The sequence below is a fragment of the Sanguibacter sp. 25GB23B1 genome, from assembly GCF_040012415.1.
Classification (GTDB): Bacteria; Actinomycetota; Actinomycetes; order Actinomycetales; family Cellulomonadaceae; genus Sanguibacter.
Genome location: NZ_JBDYKL010000007.1, coordinates 88,174 through 107,260, shown reverse-complemented (window position 1 = coordinate 107,260; position 19,087 = coordinate 88,174). Strand labels below are relative to the sequence as shown.

At 70.6% G+C, this 19,087-nt stretch carries 19 protein-coding genes and 1 tRNA gene; 12 read left to right on the top strand and 8 right to left on the bottom strand.

The features are described 5' to 3' along the window. Position 1: 1 nt before the first annotated feature. The 10 genes from proB (at position 2) to ABKW26_RS06440 (ending at position 9,950) form a co-directional block, all read left to right on the top strand. A complete protein-coding gene (gene proB / locus ABKW26_RS06485; RefSeq protein ID WP_348591957.1) occupies positions 2–1,156 on the top strand; it encodes a glutamate 5-kinase in 1,155 nt (384 codons plus the stop codon). Positions 1,157–1,237: 81 nt separating this feature from the next. Continuing rightward, positions 1,238–2,539 (top strand): glutamate-5-semialdehyde dehydrogenase, encoded by a 1,302-nt coding sequence (locus ABKW26_RS06480; RefSeq protein WP_348591955.1) that lies wholly within the window; start codon positions 1,238–1,240, stop codon positions 2,537–2,539. 352 nt (positions 2,540–2,891) lie between these two features. Beyond that, complete coding sequence (gene nadD / locus ABKW26_RS06475) at positions 2,892–3,506, top strand: nicotinate-nucleotide adenylyltransferase (protein WP_348591953.1); 615 nt, start codon at positions 2,892–2,894, stop codon at positions 3,504–3,506. 494 nt (positions 3,507–4,000) lie between these two features. After that, entirely contained in the window at positions 4,001–5,020 is a 1,020-nt protein-coding gene (locus ABKW26_RS06470) for a hypothetical protein (RefSeq protein ID WP_348591951.1), read from the top strand. An 8-nt stretch (positions 5,021–5,028) separates the two neighbouring features. Continuing rightward, complete coding sequence (gene rsfS, locus ABKW26_RS06465) at positions 5,029–5,469, top strand: ribosome silencing factor (protein WP_348591949.1); 441 nt, start codon at positions 5,029–5,031, stop codon at positions 5,467–5,469. Next, complete coding sequence (locus ABKW26_RS06460; protein ID WP_348591947.1) at positions 5,466–6,146, top strand: histidine phosphatase family protein; 681 nt, start codon at positions 5,466–5,468, stop codon at positions 6,144–6,146. The genes rsfS and ABKW26_RS06460 overlap by 4 nt, the downstream gene beginning before the upstream one ends. A gap of 47 nt (positions 6,147–6,193) precedes the next feature. Next, positions 6,194–6,266: transfer RNA gene (locus ABKW26_RS06455), tRNA-Ala, on the top strand. 446 nt (positions 6,267–6,712) lie between these two features. Continuing rightward, positions 6,713–7,216 (top strand): DUF6584 family protein, encoded by a 504-nt coding sequence (locus tag ABKW26_RS06450; protein ID WP_348591945.1) that lies wholly within the window; start codon positions 6,713–6,715, stop codon positions 7,214–7,216. A gap of 55 nt (positions 7,217–7,271) precedes the next feature. Further along, positions 7,272–8,630 carry a glucose-6-phosphate dehydrogenase gene (locus ABKW26_RS06445; protein ID WP_348591943.1) on the top strand — a complete coding sequence of 453 codons (1,359 nt, stop codon included), beginning with the start codon at positions 7,272–7,274 and terminating at the stop codon, positions 8,628–8,630. Between the two features lie 222 nt (positions 8,631–8,852). Further along, positions 8,853–9,950 carry an SDR family oxidoreductase gene (locus ABKW26_RS06440; RefSeq protein WP_348591994.1) on the top strand — a complete coding sequence of 366 codons (1,098 nt, stop codon included), beginning with the start codon at positions 8,853–8,855 and terminating at the stop codon, positions 9,948–9,950. 154 nt (positions 9,951–10,104) lie between these two features. On the opposite strand, the gene heR is transcribed toward ABKW26_RS06440, so the two are convergent. Both heR and ABKW26_RS06430 read right to left on the bottom strand, forming a co-directional pair. Then, positions 10,105–10,887, bottom strand: a complete 783-nt coding sequence (heR, locus tag ABKW26_RS06435; protein WP_348591941.1) for a heliorhodopsin HeR — start codon at positions 10,885–10,887, stop codon at positions 10,105–10,107. 62 nt (positions 10,888–10,949) lie between these two features. Then, entirely contained in the window at positions 10,950–11,321 is a 372-nt protein-coding gene (locus tag ABKW26_RS06430) for a hypothetical protein (protein WP_348591939.1), read from the bottom strand. A 138-nt stretch (positions 11,322–11,459) separates the two neighbouring features. Between ABKW26_RS06430 and ABKW26_RS06425 the strand changes: the two genes are divergently transcribed. Beyond that, positions 11,460–12,083 (top strand): SDR family oxidoreductase, encoded by a 624-nt coding sequence (locus ABKW26_RS06425; protein ID WP_348591937.1) that lies wholly within the window; start codon positions 11,460–11,462, stop codon positions 12,081–12,083. 117 nt (positions 12,084–12,200) lie between these two features. Then, positions 12,201–12,914 carry a VOC family protein gene (locus tag ABKW26_RS06420; protein ID WP_348591936.1) on the top strand — a complete coding sequence of 238 codons (714 nt, stop codon included), beginning with the start codon at positions 12,201–12,203 and terminating at the stop codon, positions 12,912–12,914. Here ABKW26_RS06420 and ABKW26_RS06415 read toward each other — a convergent pair. The 6 genes from ABKW26_RS06415 to ABKW26_RS06390 form a co-directional block, all read right to left on the bottom strand. After that, a complete protein-coding gene (locus ABKW26_RS06415) occupies positions 12,901–13,863 on the bottom strand; it encodes an AraC family transcriptional regulator (RefSeq protein WP_348591934.1) in 963 nt (320 codons plus the stop codon). The two genes, ABKW26_RS06420 and ABKW26_RS06415, sit on opposite strands and share 14 nt — an antisense overlap. A 10-nt stretch (positions 13,864–13,873) precedes the next feature. Then, a complete protein-coding gene (locus tag ABKW26_RS06410) occupies positions 13,874–14,746 on the bottom strand; it encodes a DUF72 domain-containing protein (RefSeq protein WP_348591932.1) in 873 nt (290 codons plus the stop codon). After that, entirely contained in the window at positions 14,743–15,888 is a 1,146-nt protein-coding gene (locus ABKW26_RS06405; RefSeq protein ID WP_348591930.1) for a class I SAM-dependent methyltransferase, read from the bottom strand. Before ABKW26_RS06405 ends, ABKW26_RS06410 begins: the two co-directional genes overlap by 4 nt. A 22-nt stretch (positions 15,889–15,910) precedes the next feature. Then, positions 15,911–16,507, bottom strand: coding sequence for an NADPH-dependent FMN reductase (locus tag ABKW26_RS06400; protein WP_348591928.1), 597 nt, complete (start codon positions 16,505–16,507; stop codon positions 15,911–15,913). Between the two features lie 65 nt (positions 16,508–16,572). After that, positions 16,573–18,114 (bottom strand): alpha-N-arabinofuranosidase, encoded by a 1,542-nt coding sequence (locus ABKW26_RS06395; protein ID WP_348591926.1) that lies wholly within the window; start codon positions 18,112–18,114, stop codon positions 16,573–16,575. A gap of 61 nt (positions 18,115–18,175) precedes the next feature. Next, positions 18,176–19,087, bottom strand: coding sequence for a carbohydrate ABC transporter permease (locus tag ABKW26_RS06390; RefSeq protein ID WP_348591924.1), 912 nt, complete (start codon positions 19,085–19,087; stop codon positions 18,176–18,178).

Below are 19,087 nucleotides of genomic sequence, written 5' to 3'. Positions count from 1 at the left end.
CGTGAGCAGCACTCAGGCACGTCCCTCGTCGCGAGGACTGGTGAGAGACGCGCAGCGCGTCGTCGTGAAGATCGGCTCGTCGTCCCTCACGGGTGCCGACGGACGCCTCGACGTCGTCGCGCTGCGCGCGCTCGTCGACGTGCTGGCCGCTCGACGTGCGGAGGGCAAGCACGTCGTGCTCGTCACCTCAGGCGCGATCGCCGCCGGGCTGGCACCGCTCGGTCTCGGCTCACGCCCCAAGGATCTCGCGACCGCCCAGGCGACGGCCTCGGTCGGCCAGGGCCTGCTCGTCGCCCGGTACACCGAGGCGTTCGCCGGGCACGGCGTGCGCGTCGGCCAGGTCCTGCTCACCGCCGAGGACACCGTCCGACGCGGTCACTACCGCAACGCACAGCGGTCCCTCGAGCGACTGCTCGACCTCGGTGTGGTCCCCATCGTCAACGAGAACGATGCGGTGGCCACCGACGAGATCCGCTTCGGCGACAACGACCGGCTCGCCGCCCTCGTCTCGCACCTCGTCCACGCCGACGCGATGGTCCTCCTCACGGACGTCGACGGCCTCTACGACGGACCGCCCTCGCGGCCCGGCTCGGTGCGGATCAGAGAGGTCCACGGCCCGGCTGACATCGAGGGCATCGAGGTCACCGCGCCCGGGAGCTCCGTAGGTACCGGCGGCATGGTCACGAAGCTCGAGTCCGTCTCCATCGCCACGGCGTCCGGCGTCCCCGTCGTGCTGACGCTCGCGAGCAACGTGGCAGGCGCCCTCGCCGGCGACGAGGTCGGCACGTTCTTCGGCATCACCGGCAAGAGCAGCTCTCGCCGACGCTTGTGGCTGCAGTATGCGGCCAAGGCCCGCGGGCGGCTCGTGCTCGACGAGGGGGCCGTGCGTGCCGTCCTCGGAGGCACGGCGTCGCTCCTGCCCGCTGGCATCACCCAGGTTCAGGGGACGTTCGAGTCCGACGACCCGGTCGAGCTGGTCGACCCCGGGGGGCGCGTGGTGGCCCACGGCCTCGTGTCCTATGACTCCACCGAGATCCCCGAGCTGCTGGGCCGGTCCACGGGCGAGCTGCGCGAGGTGCTCGGTGAGGGGTACGACCGAGCGGTCGTGCACCGGGACGACCTCGTCCTCGTGCGGCGTTCGCGCCGTCCGGCCTGAGCGAGCGTCGAGCCGGTCCGCCGGGTGCTCGCACCTCGGGATGCGGGTGACTCCCCGGTCGACGGTGACTACGCTGGACGCATGACCCAGGTAGTCGACCAGACCGAGCACGTGCCCTCCGACGTCTCCGGTGCAGTCACCGCGGTGGCCGAGCGGGCGAAGGTCGCCTCTCGCGTGCTGGCGACCGCCACACGCGCCGTCAAGGACGCCGCTCTGCACGCGATGGCCGACGCGCTCGTCGCCGCCACCGATGAGATCGTCGCTGCGAACGCCGTGGACCTCGAGCGTGGGCGCGCCGGAGGCACGTCACCCGGGCTCCTCGACCGGCTCGCTCTCACGGGCGAGCGCATCGTCGCGATCTCCGACGCGCTCCGTGAGCTCGCAGCCCTTCCCGACCCGGTCGGCGAGGTCGTCCGCGGTTCCACGCTCCCCAACGGGCTCCGGCTGCGCCAGGTGCGTGTCCCGATGGGAGTCGTCGGGATGATCTACGAGGCGCGGCCCAACGTCACGGTCGACGCCGCCGGGCTCGCCCTGAAGAGCGGCAACGCCGTCATCCTGCGCGGCGGCAGCGCGGCGGCGAGCTCCAACGAGGTCATCGTCGAGATCCTCGGGCGAGCGCTCGTCGCCCAGGGTCTGCCGTCGGACCTCGTGCAGTCGATCGACGCCCACGGGCGACCTGGCGCGGTGGCGCTCATGCATGCGCGCGGCCTCGTCGACGTGCTCGTCCCGCGCGGCGGAGCCGACCTCATCCAGACGGTCGTGCGCGAGTCCACGGTGCCCGTCATCGAGACGGGAGTGGGCAACTGCCACGTGTTCCTCGACGCCTCTGCCGGGCTCGAGACCTCGATCAGTATCGTGCTCAACTCCAAGACCCAGCGGGTGGGCGTCTGCAACGCGGCCGAGACCTTGCTCGTCCATGCCTCCGCGGCCCCCGCGGTGCTGCCGGGAGTCCTCGCGGCACTCGGCGCGGCCGGTGTGACCGTCCATGCGGACGACGCGACGTCGGCACTCGCGCCCGACGGGACGACGGTCGTCCCCGCGACGGACGAGGACTGGGCGACCGAGTACCTCTCCCTCGACCTCGCCGTCCGCGTCGTGGCGGACCTCGACGAGGCCATCGAGCACATCAGGACGTGGACGTCCGGCCACACCGAGGCGATCGTCACGAACGACCTCGTCTCCTCCGAACGGTTCGTCGCCGAGCTCGACTCCGCGGCGATCATGGTCAACGCGTCGACCCGGTTCACCGACGGTGGTCAGTTCGGCCTCGGCGCCGAGATCGGCATCTCCACCCAGAAGCTCCACGCCCGTGGCCCGATGGGGCTGGGTGAGCTCACGACCACCAAGTGGATCGTCAACGGCGACGGCCACGTGCGTCCGTGACCTGGGCCGACGTCAGCCGGCCGCGTCCGACCGGGTGAAGGTCGACGCGCCGGGGTGTAGTCGGGAAGTCCGGGTGCCGACATGTGTCGTGAGAGACTAGATGATCAGTTCGCCTCAGCCATGGTGGACAGCAAGAGGTGGTCCTGCTCAAGGATCGCGTGACGTGCAATCTTCAGGAGGATGACGTGTTCTCAGCAGTCTTGGCGGAAGAGTCTGAACTCGTGAACCACCTGCCGATCTCCGCACCGGTCTTCGGCATCACCGCGTTCGTCGTGTTCGTCGGCCTCCTCGCCGTGACCTACGCGTTCCGCAGCGTATGGACGCGTCACTGACTGCTCGGGGTCTCGGGCTGATGACGTCTCACCGACGCCGTGTAGGTGTCATGGGCGGCACGTTCGACCCGATCCACCACGGTCACCTGGTGGCCGCGAGCGAGGTAGCCGCGCGGTTCCAGCTCGACGAGGTCGTGTTCGTCCCCACCGGGCAGCCGACCTTCAAGCAAGGGCAGGACGTCAGCCCTGCGGAGCACCGCTACCTCATGACCGTCATCGCGACGGCCTCGAACCCGAGGTTCACGACGAGCCGTGTCGACATCGACCGGGTCGGGCTGACGTTCACGGTGGACACCCTCCGGGACCTGCGAGCCGAGCGTCCGGACGTCGACTTCTTCTTCATCACCGGAGCCGACGCGATCGCGCAGATCCTGTCGTGGAAGGACACGGACGAGCTCTGGCAGATGGCCCATTTCGTCGCGGTCACGAGGCCCGGTCACACACTCTCCGTCGACTCCCTCCCACCCGACGTGGTGAGCGTGCTCGAGATCCCCGCGCTGGCGATCTCGTCCAGCGACTGCCGGGCCCGCGCGCGCGCCGGTGAACCCGTCTGGTACCTCGTCCCTGACGGCGTCGTGCAGCACATCGCCAAGTACGGGTTGTACCGTGAGTCGGTCGTGAGGGCAGTGTCATGACAAGCACAGACAGCAACGGGGTCCCGCTGACCCGTCGCCAGATCCGGGAGCAGGCGGCCGCAGCCGCGGCAGCCGCCCCCAGCGGCGGGGGACAGGGGAGCGCACGCCCGGAGCCAGCGCGCCCCGAACCGTCGCGCTCCGCGCAGGTGCCCCTCGAGCAGCGCCGCACCTCGTCGCGGGCCCCCCAGCCGGTCCAGGCCGCCCAGCGCCCCCGTGCGGCCCCGCAGCCGGAGGCGTCACGACGCCCTGTCGCGCAGCCGCCCGTCCAGGCGCCGCAGCAGCAGCGCCGGACGCCGGCTGGTCCTGCGCAGCCGAGCACCCGCGGGCATGAACCGACACGCACGGCCCAGCCGCCTTCCGCGGCCCAGCCTCCGTCGTCCGGTCCGCCCTCGCGCTCCGGGCAGCCTGCCGGTCCCGGTCAGCAGCCTTCCGGCACACAGCCCAGTCGCGTAGGTCACTCACGCGTGCAGCAGCCGGCACGTTCACCGTCGGGCGTGGCTGAGGACCGGTCCACGGGAGCGTCAGGGCTCTCCCGACGCTCCTTGCGGGAGCAGACGGGCGTCCAGCGACCGGTCGTCGTGCCACCGCTCCAGTCGAACGCCATCCGGACGGTCGACGAGACCGGCGAGCTCTCCGGTCTCCGGGACCTGGGAACCGGCCGCAGCGCTCCGGCGTCGCCGTCCGCCCGACCGTCAGCGGAGGGGGCGCGGGCTCCTGAGTCGCAGCAGCCGACCGTCCAGCGCCAGCCAGTGCAGCGCCAGCCAGTGCAGCGCCAGCCGGTCCAGCGACAGGCTGTGCCGGGGCAGCCGGCCCAGGCTGCACCGGGACAAGGGGTGCCGGGGCAGGGTGCGCCCGTCCAGCCGGCTCCTGTCCAGCGGCAGTCGCTCCAGGGGTTCCCGACACGGCAGCCAGGCGCGGCAGTCCCGCCGCGTGAGCAGAGCCCGGTTCGGCCGGGCGTGCACCCGACAGGGACGCAGGGGACGGACCCCGGTCGGCGACCGTGGCCGCCGGTGGATCCGGCACCCTCGGGGGTCGAGGGACGGTCGACGGCCTTCCTCCCGCCGCAGGTCGCTCGCCCCGTAGAGCCTTCCTCCCCGGACGTCGACGTGTTCCAGCAACGGATCTCCGCGCCCGAGGAAGCTTCCCCGACCGGGCCGGGTCCGCAGGACGACGTCTTCGTCGAGGAGCTGCCGCGCTGGGACGCCATCACCGCGGCGCCCGCTGCGAGCCCGGCACCACGGGCGTTCCCGGCCGTCGTCGCGCACGCCGACGAGGAGCTCGACGACCAGGACGACGGCGACTTCGACGACGATGACGATGACGACGACTTCGACGAGAACGAGCACAAGTACACGTGGCTCCACTACCTCATCCTCGTGGCGGTGGCCTTCGTCCTCGGCCTGATAATCTGGAAGGTCGGACTCGAGGGCAGCGGCACCGCCGGACCTCCCGACTCGAGCTCGGTCGCAAGCATCGCCCTGCGGACCGAGCACACCCCTGATCTGTACCTCTAAGGAGAGCCGTGCCTGCAACTGACCGTGCCATCGAACTGGCGATCGCGGCAGCCCGCGCCGCCTCGGACCGCAAGGCGGCCGAGATCATCGCACTCGACGTCAGTGAGCAGCTTGTCCTCACGGACGTCTTCCTCATCGCCTCGGGCAACAACGAGCGACAGGTGTCGGCGATCGTCGACGCCGTCGAAGGGGCGCTCCACGTCCTCGGCGCCAAGCCGATCCGCCGCGAGGGGAAGTCTGAGGGCCGCTGGGTCCTCATCGACTTCGGAGACATCGTCGTGCACGTCCAGCACGCCGAGGACCGCGTCTACTACGCGCTCGAGCGCCTCTGGAAGGACTGCCCGGTCATCGAGCTCCCCGAGGACGCTCGGGGTGGCGACGGCACCGCGCCCGAGTATGAGCCCGACGACTTCGGTTACCCCGCCGGCGGTGCGGGCGTCGACGAGTGAGCGCCGGGACGGTCGTCTTCCTGCGGCACGGACGGACGTCCTACAACGCAGCTGGAAAGCTCCAGGGACAGATCGACATCCCGCTCGACGAGGTGGGGCTGTGGCAGGCCGAGCACGGCGCTTCGGCGCTGGCTCGGATCCACGCTCCTACCCGGGTCGTGGCGTCGGACCTGTCCCGAGCGGCGGTCACCGCCGAGCACTTCGCGAAGGCCTCGAGCGTCGAGGTCCTGACCGACCCGCGTGTGCGCGAGCGCAGCTTCGGACAGTGGGAGGGGCTGACGCGCGACGAGATCGATGCCACGTGGCCGGACGAGTTCTCCCAGTGGCGGCGCGGCCTGGAGCCGCAGGGCGTGGACGTCGAGCCCCGGACGGCGGTCGCGCAGCGCATGCTTGCGGCCGTCGAGGAGCACGGTGAGGGCCTCGGCCGCGCCGACACCCTCGTCGTGGTCTCCCACGGAGCTGCGATCACCCTGGGGATCACGGCGATGCTCGGGCTCGATCCGGACTCCTGGCGAGGCCTCAGCGGGCTGAACAACGTTCACTGGTCCCACCTGGAGCGATCGGCAGCCGGAGCGATCACGGGCTGGCGGCTCTCGGGGCACAACCTCGGGGCCGGTTTTCCGCTGGATCACTGGAATGCGGGTCCCGATTGGAATTTGGAGCCGACTTCGTCCTAAGATAACGACGCTTCGGAAACGAAGCGCCGGGTTCCTACGGGATCCACGGGGCTGTGGCGCAGCTGGTAGCGCACCTGCATGGCATGCAGGGGGTCAGGGGTTCGAGTCCCCTCAGCTCCACGTAGAACATGTAGTCAGAGGCCATCTCAGGGCTTGCACGACGAGGACCCTGAGATGGCCTCTTTGCATCCTCCGTGGATGCGCGCATGGTCGCCGCCTCGACGTCCATGACAACCATCACGACGTGCACGTCACCACGTTCAACGGCGCACTGCAGCGCCGGCTGGGGCTCCGACGAGTCGGGCAGCGCGGCACATGCGTGCCCCACAAGGGTCTGGTGGTCGCGTCGGTGCTCGGGTGCACCCGGCCAGACGCCTGGCATCACCACCACGATGCACGATCGCTCTGGGAACGAACGCGAGCGACCTGCTCGCGATCTCGAGGACGATCCGTCACCGGGACGCCCACCCCCCACGAAGCGATCACGAGGCGATAGGGGCTGCGACGGCCCACCGGCCCGGAGAAACACGTCGGCCGCGCGCGTGCGAAGGCCTAGGGTGAACGTCGTGACCGTGGAGCGGACCCTGGCGAGGGTCGAGGAGGACCTGCGCAAGGGCGACCTTGCGATGGCACGCACACGCTTGAGCAGTCTCGTCCAGAGCCTTCCTCACCGTCTCGAAGCCCGCGAGCGGCTCGCGGACGTCTACCGTCTCGACGGTGATCGCGTCGAGGCCGGGCGCTGGTCGTACCTCAGCGAGCACCGAGACCAGGCTGAGGTGGCCGCATACGAGAAGGCCTGCGGCGGAGACCCGGTCCGGATCATGCGGGGACTGCGATGGAATGGCCCCGAGGAAGCCGCTTCGACTGACCGTGCGCACCACGTGCTCCTCGACGTCCGCGCACGGGCGGAGTCCGCCGCCGGCAAGAGGCTTGACTGGTCGGATCGTGGACGTGACGTGGGTGGACCCTGGTGGGAAGACGTCTTCGCCATCGGGTGCATGCTTGTGGGCCTCGTGCTCGTCGCGCTGGTCGGTATCGGTGCGGTGACAGTTCTCAGATGGGTCTTCTAGAAGGAGCCGCCTGCCGTGCGAGGGTTGAGTCACTCACCCTAGGGAGACGGCACACATGATCACGCGACTTGTCATGCTCGGAGCGACGGGTGACCTCGCGGGCCGGTTCCTGCTGCCGGCGTTGGCCCGGCTGTCCGCCGCCGGGCGGCTTCCCCTGGAGGTCCAGGTGACGGGCGGGGGACACGAGAGCTGGACCGACGAGCAGTTCCGGGACCACGTGGACTCCCGGTTGCGTGAGCATGCCGGTGAGCTCTCTGACGACGTCCGCACGGGGCTCGTGTCCGGGCTGCGATATCGCCAGGTCGACCTGGACGACCCTGACAGCGTGGTCCGGCTCGTCCGCGCCGCCGAGGCCGCGAAGGACGCGTCGGGTGCGGTCCCGGTCGCCGTGTACCTCGCTCTGCCGTCACGGACGTTTCCCCTGGCGCTGCGCTCACTGCTCGTCGCCGACCTGGCGCACGGCAGTCGCGTCGCCGTCGAGAAGCCCTTCGGCGACGACGTGGACAGTGCCGTCGTCCTCAACTCGCTCCTGGCCCGCGTCGGAGCCGGAGGGGCGGAGTCCGGCTTCCGGGTGGATCACATCCTCGGCATGCCTCGTGTTCACGACCTCGTGGCGCTGCGCGGAGCAGGCTCGGTGCTCGAGACGGTGTGGAACGCAGCCCACATCGAGCGGGTGGAGATCCTGTGGGAGGAGACGCTGGGCCTGGAGTCGAGGGCCGCGTTCTATGACCGGACGGGTGCCGTCAGGGACGTCATGCAGAATCACCTGCTGCAGGTCATGGTGCTCGCTGCGATGGAGCCACCTGCCGGGGGCACGGAGCAGGACCTGCACGACGCGAAGGTGGAGCTGCTGCGCCGTGTGCGCGGGCCCTCGGCGTCGCAGATGCTGTCCCGGACGGCGCGCGCCCGGTACACCGCCGGCATGCTGGTCGACAGCCTCGTCCCTGGTGGCCGACCCGTGCCGGGCTACGTCCACGCCGACGGGGTGGAACCGCGGCGTGGGACGGAGACTCACGCCGAGGTGATCCTCCAGATCGACTCTCCGCGCTGGACCGGCGTGCCCTTCGTGCTCAGGACGGGGAAGGCGATGGGTGCGTCGCGCAAGGGCGTGGTCCTGCACTTCCGCGAGGCCGTAGCGGCACCCACGCCGACGGGCGTCGACGTCGTCTCGCCCCGGGCTCTGTGGATCGAGCTCGACGGGCCGGGCGGGACAGTGAACGCGCCGGGGGAGCTCTCTGCGTACCAGGAGGTCTTGACCGATCTCCTCACGGGCGGCAGTCGAGCATCGGTCAGCGCAGAGGAGGCTGTCGAGGCGTGGCGGATCTTCGATCCGGTGCTGCGCGCCTGGGCTGCCGGCGCCGTACCGCTCGACGAGTACGCAGCCGGCTCGTCCGGCCCGGACCGCTGCGCCTAGCCCATCGAGAGAGTCGAGCAGAGGACCGAGCCGAGGCTGTCGCCAGCGCGCAGGTCGTGGTGCCCACCTATGCTCGAAGACGGTTGCGTGCTGTCCGGCCCCGACGGGCGCCCTCCGGCTCACCAGCCGTCTGCGCACGCATCATCGACAGAAGGAGTAGCCGTGCTTCCCGCACCCGCTCGACCCAGGAGCGACCTGCTCCCTGACCGTGCCCCCACACCGGTGCGGACCCCGCCGCCTGGTGCGCACGCGCTGGTGGTGGGCGCCACGGGCATCGCCGGCTCGGCGCTCGTCGAGCAGCTCGTGGCATCCGGATGGCGCACGACAGGGCTCTCACGGCGGCCGTCGGGTATCGCCGGCGCCGGGCACGTGGCGGCGGACCTCACCTCACGAGCGGGCCTGGAGTCGGCGCTCACCGATCTGCGGCCCACGCACGTGTTCATCACGGCCTGGTCCCGCCAGGACACCGAGGCGGAGAACATCCGCGTCAACGGGGCGATGGTGCGTGACCTGCTGGCTGTCGTCGGACCGCAGGGCTCCGTCCGCCACGTCGCGCTGCTGACCGGGCTGAAGCAGTACCTCGGCCCCTTCGAGTCCTACGGCGTCGGCGTGCTGCCCGACACCCCGTTCCTCGAGGATGCCGAACGGCGACCTGTGGAGAACTTCTACTACGCCCAGGAGGACGAGCTCTTCGCCGCAGCCGGGACGCATGGCTTCACCTGGTCGGTGCACCGAGCCCACACGATCGTCGGGTACGCCGTCGGCAACGCCATGAACCTCGCCTCGACCCTCGGGGCCTACGCGGCGATCGCACGAGCCACGGGCCGACCGTTCCTCTTCCCCGGATCGCTCACCGCCTGGAACGGTGTTGTCGACCTCACCGACGCCTCTCTCCTCGCCGACCACCAGCTCTGGGCCGCGACCACCCCGGGCGCCGCAGACACCGCGTTCAACATCGTCGACGGTGACGTCGTCCGGTGGCGCCGACTCTGGCCGCGGCTGGCAGCGCACCTCGGGGTCGAACCGCAGGGTCCGAGCGAGCACCCCGTTCCCCTCGAGGAGCAGATGGCCGACGCGGAGCCCGTGTGGGCGCGACTGGTCGCCGAGCACGACCTCGTCGAGCCGGACCTGGCGCGGGTGGCCTCCTGGTGGCACACGGACAGCGACCTCGGCCGGGACGGCGACGTGCTCGCAGACATGACGCGCAGCCGCCTGGCCGGCTACACCGGCTACGTCAGCACCGAACGCGCACTGCTCGGCGTCCTCGACCGCTACCGGTCCGAGCGCGTCCTTCCCGACCCTCGGCGCGGGGGAGTCTAGGCCTCCTGCGGCACTCCGTGCGCAAGCCAGGTGGAGGGCGCCGTCCGGCTGGCTCGCGCCGTGCTGCTCCTCGCGAGCGTCATGGTCCTCGACCACGGCATGGCCGTCGTGGTGGACCAGATTCGTCGCCGCCGACCCATCGACGAGCAGGCCCTCAGCCGGCCAGCGAGCCGCCGAAGATCTGCCAGGCGAGCAGCGACTTCGCGACGAGGCTGAGGACGAGGTACGCCTTCTCGCCGTGGGCGTAGTCCTTCCACCGGCCGACCTCACGGTACTGGAGCCACTGGTTCAGCCCGAAGCTGAAGAAGAGGACCACCTGGGTGGCGATGATCCCGTAGACGAAGCCGGGTACGGACTCCGACGCGGCGATGTTGTAGCCGATCGAGATCCACGGGGCGAGGCCGACGAGTGTCCCGAACCAGAAGGGGAGCATGGTGGTCGTCCTGCGTCCGGGCGGGTTCATCAGCTCTTGCAGCCACCCGAACAGGATCATGGCGACGTTCGCGCCGGCGACGGCGATCACGGCGCTGATGCTCGTGATGCCCGAGTAGAAACCGATGAGTATGACCATCACCGTGGCGCTCAACGAGTACTCCACCCACCGGAACCGGTTGATGCCGCGCCGCAGGTCCCGCTCGTAGGTGCGGCGCCCCACCGTGGCGGTCACGAGGTGGTCGAGAGCCGCGAGCGTGAGGAAGACGGCGATCGCCCAGCCGATCGGTACGTCGAAGAGCTCCGCGGGCGCGGGCACGGGGCTTCCCGGCGGCCCCTCCGGGATCGAGGACGTCACGGTGATGGCGAACGTGCCCGCGAGGAGGACGACCGCCGCGGCCTGTGCCAGGTGCAGCAGGGCCAGGCCGAGGTTCCAGGTGCGCAGGCCGGCGAGACGTCCCTCGGTGACTCCCGAGGCGACGGGCATGGTGTCGGCATTGGTCATCGGTGCTCCTTCTCGATCCCGGTGCGGTGCGGCCTCGTGGCGCCGACCTGGCGCCCGCGCAGTCAGTGTGCGGTCCGGCCCCGGGTCGCGCGGACGATCTGCGCGACCGCCATCCCGAGCGCCGACACCAAGGGCACGGTGACTGCGACCAGCGCGACAGGATTGGGGTGGAACACCGGTCCGGCCGGACCGGCGATGTATGCCCCGATCGGTACAGCGAAGCCACCACCCCCGCCGCCGCTGCCCTCGCTGCGCCCCGGGGCCGGCTCGCCATCGTCAGGCGTGATGCCTGCGCCCTCGCCACCTCCGAAGCCGAAGCACGCGAGAGCAACAGGGATGATCTCCTGCCCGCCCAGGGTGCCCTTCTCGCCGTAGGTCAGCCGTACGCCCCACGACGACACGGACTGAGCGAGCGCTTCTGTGAGGTTTGTCATGGTTCGACGGTACGCACCGGCACGGCTGCCGACAAGAGACCGTGGACGCTCGCAGGTGCGGGTGAGCGTCCTGGCCATGGTCCGGAGACTGCGCCGCGGCTGTACTGGTGTGGTCGGCACGAGTCCAGGGAGGAAGTCATGAAGATCGTCGTCTTCGGAGGTACAGGGAGCATCGGCAGGCTGGTCGTCCAGCAGGCGATGGAGGAGGGCCACGACCTCACGGTCTTCACGCGGAGCCGTGCCTCGAGCGGGCAGGACGGTCCGCGGCTCCACGTGGAGGAGGGGGATGTCAACGACGCTCGCGCGCTCGTGAGCGTGATCGCCGGACACGATGCGGTCGTCGTCACGCTGGGAGGCGGGCGGAAGGGCGGCGTCCGTGCCCCGGGCACCGCGGCGATCATCGAGGCCATGCATCGGACGGGGGTGCGCCGACTGATCGTGCAGTCCACCATCGGGGTCGGTGGCAGCCGGGCGAACCTCGACCTGTTCTGGAAGTACCTCATGTTCGGCCTCCTGCTCCGCGGCGCCTTTGCCGACCACGTCGAGCAGGAACGCGTGACGAGGGACAGCGGCCTGGACTGGACGATCGTGCGTCCAGGGGCTTTCACCGACGGGCCACGGACGGGGCGCTACCGGCGAGGCATCGACGCAGGCGAGAAGACGGCTCTGAAGATCTCGCGTCCCGACGTCGCCGAGTTCGTGGTCGAGCAGCTGACCGACGAGACCTGGCTGCGGAAGACACCGGCGATCGCCTACGGCTGAGCTCACGCGGGTGAGCGAGACTGAGGGTGTTGCCGTACGGGCCCCGGGCGTCCTAGCGTTGCTCGATCGCCGCAGCCGCGAGCCTGCGGCTGCACGCCCGACGATGGGAGACGTGTCATGTCCCTGCACCTCGTGGCTCTCGTAGTCGCCGCGAACGACCCACCCAGCCTCGTGCGATTCTGGGCGGGTCTCCTCGGTCGGGAGACCGACGAGGACGGACTGACGCTCTTGCCGGACGAGAGCACCGGACTCCGGATCACCTTCGAACGCACGGACGTCCCGAAGGCCGGCCTGGACCGGATGCATCTTCACCTGACGAGCGCCTCGCACGAGGACCAGCGGGCGACGGTCGACCGGGTGCTCGAGCTCGGTGGGCACCACCTCGACGTCGGTCAGAGACCGGAGGAGGGACACGTGGTGCTCGCCGACCCCGAGGGGAACGAGTTCTGCGTCACCGAGCCGGGGAACGCCTACCTCGCGGGGTGCGGGTTCCTCGGCGAGCTCGCCTGTGACGGCTCCCGCGAGGTCGGGCGGTTCTGGAGCGGCGCGCTGGGCTGGCCCCTCGTCTGGGACCGCGACGAGGAGACCGCGATCCAGTCACCGGCGGGCGGGACGAAGATCTCCTGGGGAGGTCCGCCGGTGGCGCCGAAGGTCGGGAGGAACCGCCTGCACCTCGACGTGGCCCCGCGTGCCCAGGGCGATCAGGTGACCGAGGTCGACCGCCTCGTCGCGCTGGGAGCGACGCAGGTCGACGACGGTCGGCGCACCGCTCCCGGGGTGATGATGGCCGATCCGGACGGGAACGAGTTCTGCGTCCTCACGCCTCGCTGAAGGTCACCGCTGCACCGGCGAGCTGAGCCCGGTGCTCGCTCGGGCTGATGCCCCGTTCCCGCTTGAAGGCCGCGCTGAGCGCGAACGCGCTGCCGTACCCGACCTCGCGCGCCACGGCGGCGACGGTCGTGCGGGGCTCGAGCAGCCGGTCGGCGGCCAGCGCCAGGCGCCAACCCGTGAGATAGGTCATCGGGGGCTCGCCCACGAGCTCGGTGAAGCGACGGGCGAGAGCCGCGCGGGAGACGCTCACCCGGGTGGCCATCTCGGCGATCGTCCACGGGTGAGCCGGGTCGTCGTGGACGAGCCGCAGCACCGGACCCACCACAGGGTCGCTCAGTGCGCCGTACCACCCGGGGTGCCCGGGCGGCTGGTGCGCGAGCCAGGCACGCAGGACCGCGACGAGCAGCAGGTCGAAGAGGCGGTCGAGCACCGCTGACTGGCCGGCGTCGTCCTTGATGATCTCGTCGGCGAGCATCCGGACCAGGGGGGTTCGCAGCTCGCCCGCGGGGAGGTGGATGACCTGAGGGAGCGCCCGGACGAGCTGCTGGCTGACCTCACCTCGCAGCTGGTAGCAGCCCAGGAGCATGACGGTGGTGCCGTCCGGGCTGTTTCCCCACGAGCGCAGCCCGAGCGACATCTCGTCGCGGAGGTCCCGCCCACCCGGGCTGGTGCACCGCATCTCGGGGCGGATGATGACCTGGAGCGGGGTCGACGGGTGGTCCGCGACAGTGCAGGCCGCCGGGCCTCGTGAGACGACGACGGCACCGGGTCCCAGCTCCACCGACGGCCCGTCGTCGGGAGTCACCCAGGCCGTTCCCTGCAGGACGGCGATGAGACCGAGCGGTGCCTCGTCCGCGAGGCGCACCGACCAGGGCGGCTCCATGCTCGCCCGCAACAGATAGGCGTTGCGACCGCGCGGGCCGTCGAGGAGCCGAGCCAACGCGTCCATGGTCACGAGCCTAGACGAGCGGTCGACGCCCGGTGTCGAGCCCGAGGATCTGTGCGAGCCGCATCGCGTCGACGGGGGCGCGGACCTTGACGTCGTTGTCGAAGTAGACGAACACGTCCCTGGCCGGCTCGGCTGCTGACCCGTCTCGCCAGGCCGCACACCGGGCGGCCCAGGTGTCCAGGTCGTCCTCGGAGTACCCGCTCACGTACAGCTCGGACGCGCCGTGGAGCCGGACGTAGACGAAGTCGGCGGTGAGCTCGCGCACCTCCGGCCACTTCCCGGCGGTGTCCGCGACGACGAGGGCGACGCCGTGACGCCGCACGAGGTCGATCGCCTCGGGGGTGGTGAAGCTGTCGTGGCGGACCTCGAGCGCGTGGTGGAGCGGGCGGTGGGCGTCGGTGGTCAACCACTCTCGGTCGGTCATCCGCTCGTCGCGATCCTGGGCGAGCTCGGCGGCCTCCGTCGTGGTCCGGGGGAGGAGAGCGAGGAACGCGTCGAGAGTGTCTGCGTCGAAGGTCTCGCGGGCCGGGAGCTGCCAGAGGAGCGGGCCGAGCCGAGGACCGAGCGCCAGGACGCCTGACGCGAAGAAGTTCGCGAGGGCCTGGCGTGCGTTGCGCAGGCGGAGGAGATGGGTGATGTACCGGGGACCCTTGACCGAGAAGACGAAGTCCTCAGGAACCTCGTCGCGCCACCGCTCGAAGCTCGCGGGCGTCTGCAGGGCGTAGAACGTCCCGTTGATCTCCAGGGTCGACAGGCGCTCGCCGACGTAGGCGAGCTCGCGCCGCTGCACGAGGCCCTTGGGGTAGAACGTCCCGCGCCACGGCGTGTACCGCCAGCCGGAGATGCCGACGCGCACCTGGGCGGCCGGGGCCGCCCGGGTCATGCGTCGCTCTCCCTCGGTGCGCCGCCCGCGCGCAGCCGCCACAAGGACGTGACCTCCGCCGACCGTGCAGCGTGCAACGCATCGGCCGCGTCGTCCGCACGCTTGTGGCGTGGTCGGGTGTCGAGCCGCTCGACGACCACGAGCCCCGCCCCGGCGATCATCGCGAGGAGCTCGTCCCGCGACCGCAGCCCGAGGCGCTCGCCGAGGTCGGAGATGACCAACCAGCCCTCACCACCGGGCTCGAGGTGGTCCGGCAGCCCGTGGAGGAAGCGGCGGAGCATCGTGCTGCCCGGGTCGTATACCGCGGCGTCGAGGGAGGAGACCACCTCGGCGGGCAGCCAGGGCGGGTTGCACACGACGAGGGACGCCCGGGTCGGTGGGAAGAGGTCCACCTCGACGACCCGCACCCGCTCGCTGAGTCCTAGCCGCTCGACGTTGTCCCGCGCACACGCGACCGCCCGCGACGACTGGTCGGTCCCGACGACGTCGGCGACGCCTCGGCGCGCGAGGATGGCGGCGATGACGCCCGTACCGGTCCCGACGTCGATCGCGGACGTCCCGGCGGGCAGGGGAGCCTCGGCGACGAGGTCGAGGTACTCGCCGCGGACGGGCGAGAAGACGCCGTAGTGCGGATGGATGGGTTCACCGAGAGCGGGCACGTCCACGCCTTTGATCCGCCACTCGTGCGCGCCGACGGCGCCCAGGAGCTCCTGCAGGGACCGTAGGACGGGCTCGTCCTGCGTGCCGAACGCCTCGACGTAGGCGTCTCGGAGGTCGGGTGCGCGCCGCAGCGGCACGGTGCCGTCGGGGTCGACGGGGACGAGCAGCATGCTCAGGACCTGGGCCCGGCGGGCACGCTGCTGCCGGTGGGCGTGGAAGGCAGCAGCGAGAGCGGCGGGGTCGGACGACGTCGGAGCGACCTGTCGGACGCGGTCCGCCCGCCGGGCGAGCGCACGGAGGAGCTGCCGCGCGTTCTGGAAGTCCCCGTGCCACACGATCGCCGTCCCTGCGGTCGCGAGCCGGAACGCGGTGGCGGCGGTGGTCCGGTCGTCGCCCGCGACGGCGCGCTGCGGTGCGGGCTGGCCCTCGGAGCGCCAGGCTGCGGTGCGGGTGCCGTCAGGGCCGGCCCAGGTGATGGTCATGACCCGAGTGTCCCCCAGGAGGTCAGGGCTTGGGGACCACCGTGAGGACGCGTTGCACGTGCTGGCTCAGCTCGGCCATCCAGGAGCGCAGGAACTCCTCGGTGCTCTCGACCGTGACTGTGCCGTCCTCGTCGACGAGGCCGGGCGTCATCTGGATGTACGCCTCCGGCCCGCTCATCTGCGGCGAGTTGCAGAACGCGAGGATGCTCCGCAGGTGCTGCTGGCCGACGGCTGTGCCGATGGCACCGATGGAGGCGCCGATGATCGCGGTGGGTTTGTGCGTGAACGCGTTCTCGCCGTAGGGACGGCTCGCCCAGTCGATCGCGTTCTTCAGCACACCCGGGATCGAGCGGTTGTACTCCGGGGTGACGAAGAGGACCGCGTCGACGTCCTTGATGGTGGCCTTGAAGTCGCGCGCCACCTGCGGGTAGTCGGCGTCGTGGTCGTAGCTGTAGAAGGGGAGGTCCTTGATGGGGATCTCCTCGAGGACGAGTTCGTCGGGGGCGAGCCGGACCAGCGCCTTCGCCAGCTGCCGGTTGATGGAGGCGGTGGCGATGCTCCCGACGACGTATCCGACCCGGTAGGGCGGCTCGTGCTCGATGATGGTGGTCACGCTCATCACTCCCTCGGACGGACGACAGGGTCGGGGCGCGGCGGTGCGCCCCGTCCCAGCGTAGGTCGACCTCAGTCGGTCGACACCTCGACCTCGACGACGACCCACGACAGCGGCGGCATCGTCAGCCGGAGACCGTTCGCGTCGGCGACGACCCCGCCGAGCGGTCGGAGCCCGACGCGTTCACGGTCCTCGAGGCTGTTGGCCGTGAAGCGGTCCTGGCCCTCGCTCGCGCTGAGCACCTCGGCCCGGACGACCGCGTCCGCCGTCAGCCCCCTCAGGACGACCGTGACCTCGCCGTCGGCGTCGACGTCGCGGTTCGCCAGGAACAGGGCGAGCCGTCCGTGCTCCTCGTCCCAGGTGGCGCTCACGTCGACGAGGTCGACGTCCCCGAACCGTGCGCTCTCGTAGCGGTCCGAGTCCACCGCGGTCCGCAGGATCTGCCCCCGCGCGAGGGCCGCCATCCGGGCGAACGGCCAGAAGATCGACTGTCGCCACGCGGGCCCGCCCTCCTCGGATCGGATCGGGGCGATGACGTTGACGAGCTGCGCCTGGTTGGCGATCGACACCCGGTCCCCGTGCCGCAGGAGCGAGTTGAGGAACGTCCCGACGACGACGGCGTCCGTGACGTTGTACGTGTCCTCGATGATGCGAGGGTGCTCGCGCCAGCGGCCGTGCTCGGAGATGCGGTGCGGCTGGTCCTCCGTGTCGAGACCGCGGGCGTACCAGACGTTCCACTCGTCGAAGGAGAGGTTGATCCGCTTGCTGTGCTTGCCCTTGGCGCGCACCGCGTCGGCCGTCGCGACGACGGAGTCGATGAAGTAGTCCATGTCGACCGCGCTCGCGAGGAAGCTCTTGTAGTCGCCCTCGTCCTCCTGGTAGTAGGCGTGCAGCGAGATGTAGTCGACCTCGTCGTAGGCGTGGGTGAGGACGGTCTGCTCCCAGGCGCCGAAGGTCGGCATGCCGGAGTTGGAGCTGCCGCACGCGACGAGCTCGATGTCGGGGTCCACGAGCCGCATGGCCTTGGCCGTCTCGACCGCGAGCCGTCCGTACTCGTCCGCGGTCTTGTGGCCGATCTGCCACGGGCCGTCCATCTCGTTGCCGAGGCACCAGAGCCTGATGTCGAAGGGCTCTGCTGCGCCGTTCGCGCGCCGGAGGTCGGAGAGGTAGGTGCCGCCGGGGTGGTTCGCGTACTCGACGAGCTCGCGGGCTGCATCGACACCGCGTGTGCCGAGGTTGACGGCTTCCATCACCTCGACCCCGGCCAGGCGTGACCACGAGACGAACTCGTGGAGCCCGAAGGCGTTGGTCTCGAGCGTGTGCCACGCGCCGTCGAGCCGCCGGGGGCGGGAGGACGTCGGGCCGACGCCGTCCTCCCAGCGGTACCCCGAGACGAAGTTCCCGCCGGGGTACCGCACGACGGTCGCCCCGAGCTCGCCGACGAGGTCGAGCACGTCGCGCCGGAAGCCTTCCTCGGTGGCGGTCGGGTGCCCTGGCTCGTAGATGCCGGTGTAGACGCACCGTCCCATGTGCTCGACGAAGGAACCGAAGATCCGGCGTGGGACCGGTCCGATGGTGAACTCTCGGTCGATCGTGATGCGTGCGCGGCTCATGGCGCCCCCTCTGTGGGTGTCGGTACGGCTCGTGCCGGGTGGTGCTGCGGGACGACGGGTACTACTTCCCACCGAAGCCGGTGGTCGCGATCCCCTTGATGATCTGTCGTTGGAAGAAGAGGAAGACGATGATGAGTGGCGCGGCGGCGAGCAGCGCCGACGCCATGTTCTGGGCGTACTGCACGCCGTAGGCGCTCTTGACGGTCTGCAGGCCCACGGGGAGCGTCATGAGCGACGAGTCGTTCGTGACGATGAACGGCCAGAGGAAGTTGTTCCATGCGCCGATGAACACGAAGATCGAGACGGCCGCGAGGATCGGCTGCGAGAGGGGGACGACGATCGACGTGAAGACCCGCATGCGGCTCGCCCCGTCCATGCGGGCGGCGTCCTCGAGCTCGACGGGGATCTGGTCGAAGAACTTCTTGAGGATGAAGACCATGGCGGGCGCGATCACCTGCGGGAGGATGATCCCCCAGTATGTGTCGACCATGTTCAGGGCGAGCATCTGGTAGAAGAGCGGCACGATGAGCACCTGGGGCGGCACGACGATCGACGCGATGATCAGTGCGAAGAGCCACCGGCGGCCCCTGAAGTCGAGCCGGGAGAAGGCGTACCCGGCCAGCGCAGAGATGATGACGGTGATGGCGGTGATCGCGACCGCGGTGAGGATCGAGTTGAACGTCCAGCGCGGGATGTTCCCCTCGGAGAGCACGCTCGTGAACGCGTCGAGCTGGAAGCCGTCGGCCGGGATCCACGAGACGGGCGTCGCGCCCGCGGAGGCCTCCGACTTCAGCGACGTGACGACCGCCCACGCGAACGGCAGGAGCCATGTCACGGCGAGCACCACGAGGGCGAGGAGCGCGCCGACGCGCCCGGCGGACAGACGCCGACGCGGCGTCCGGTAGGTCGGGGGCGGTGTCGAGCCCGCACCTGCGGGAGCGCCGGGACCGGTGGTGAGGGTGTCGGTCGACAT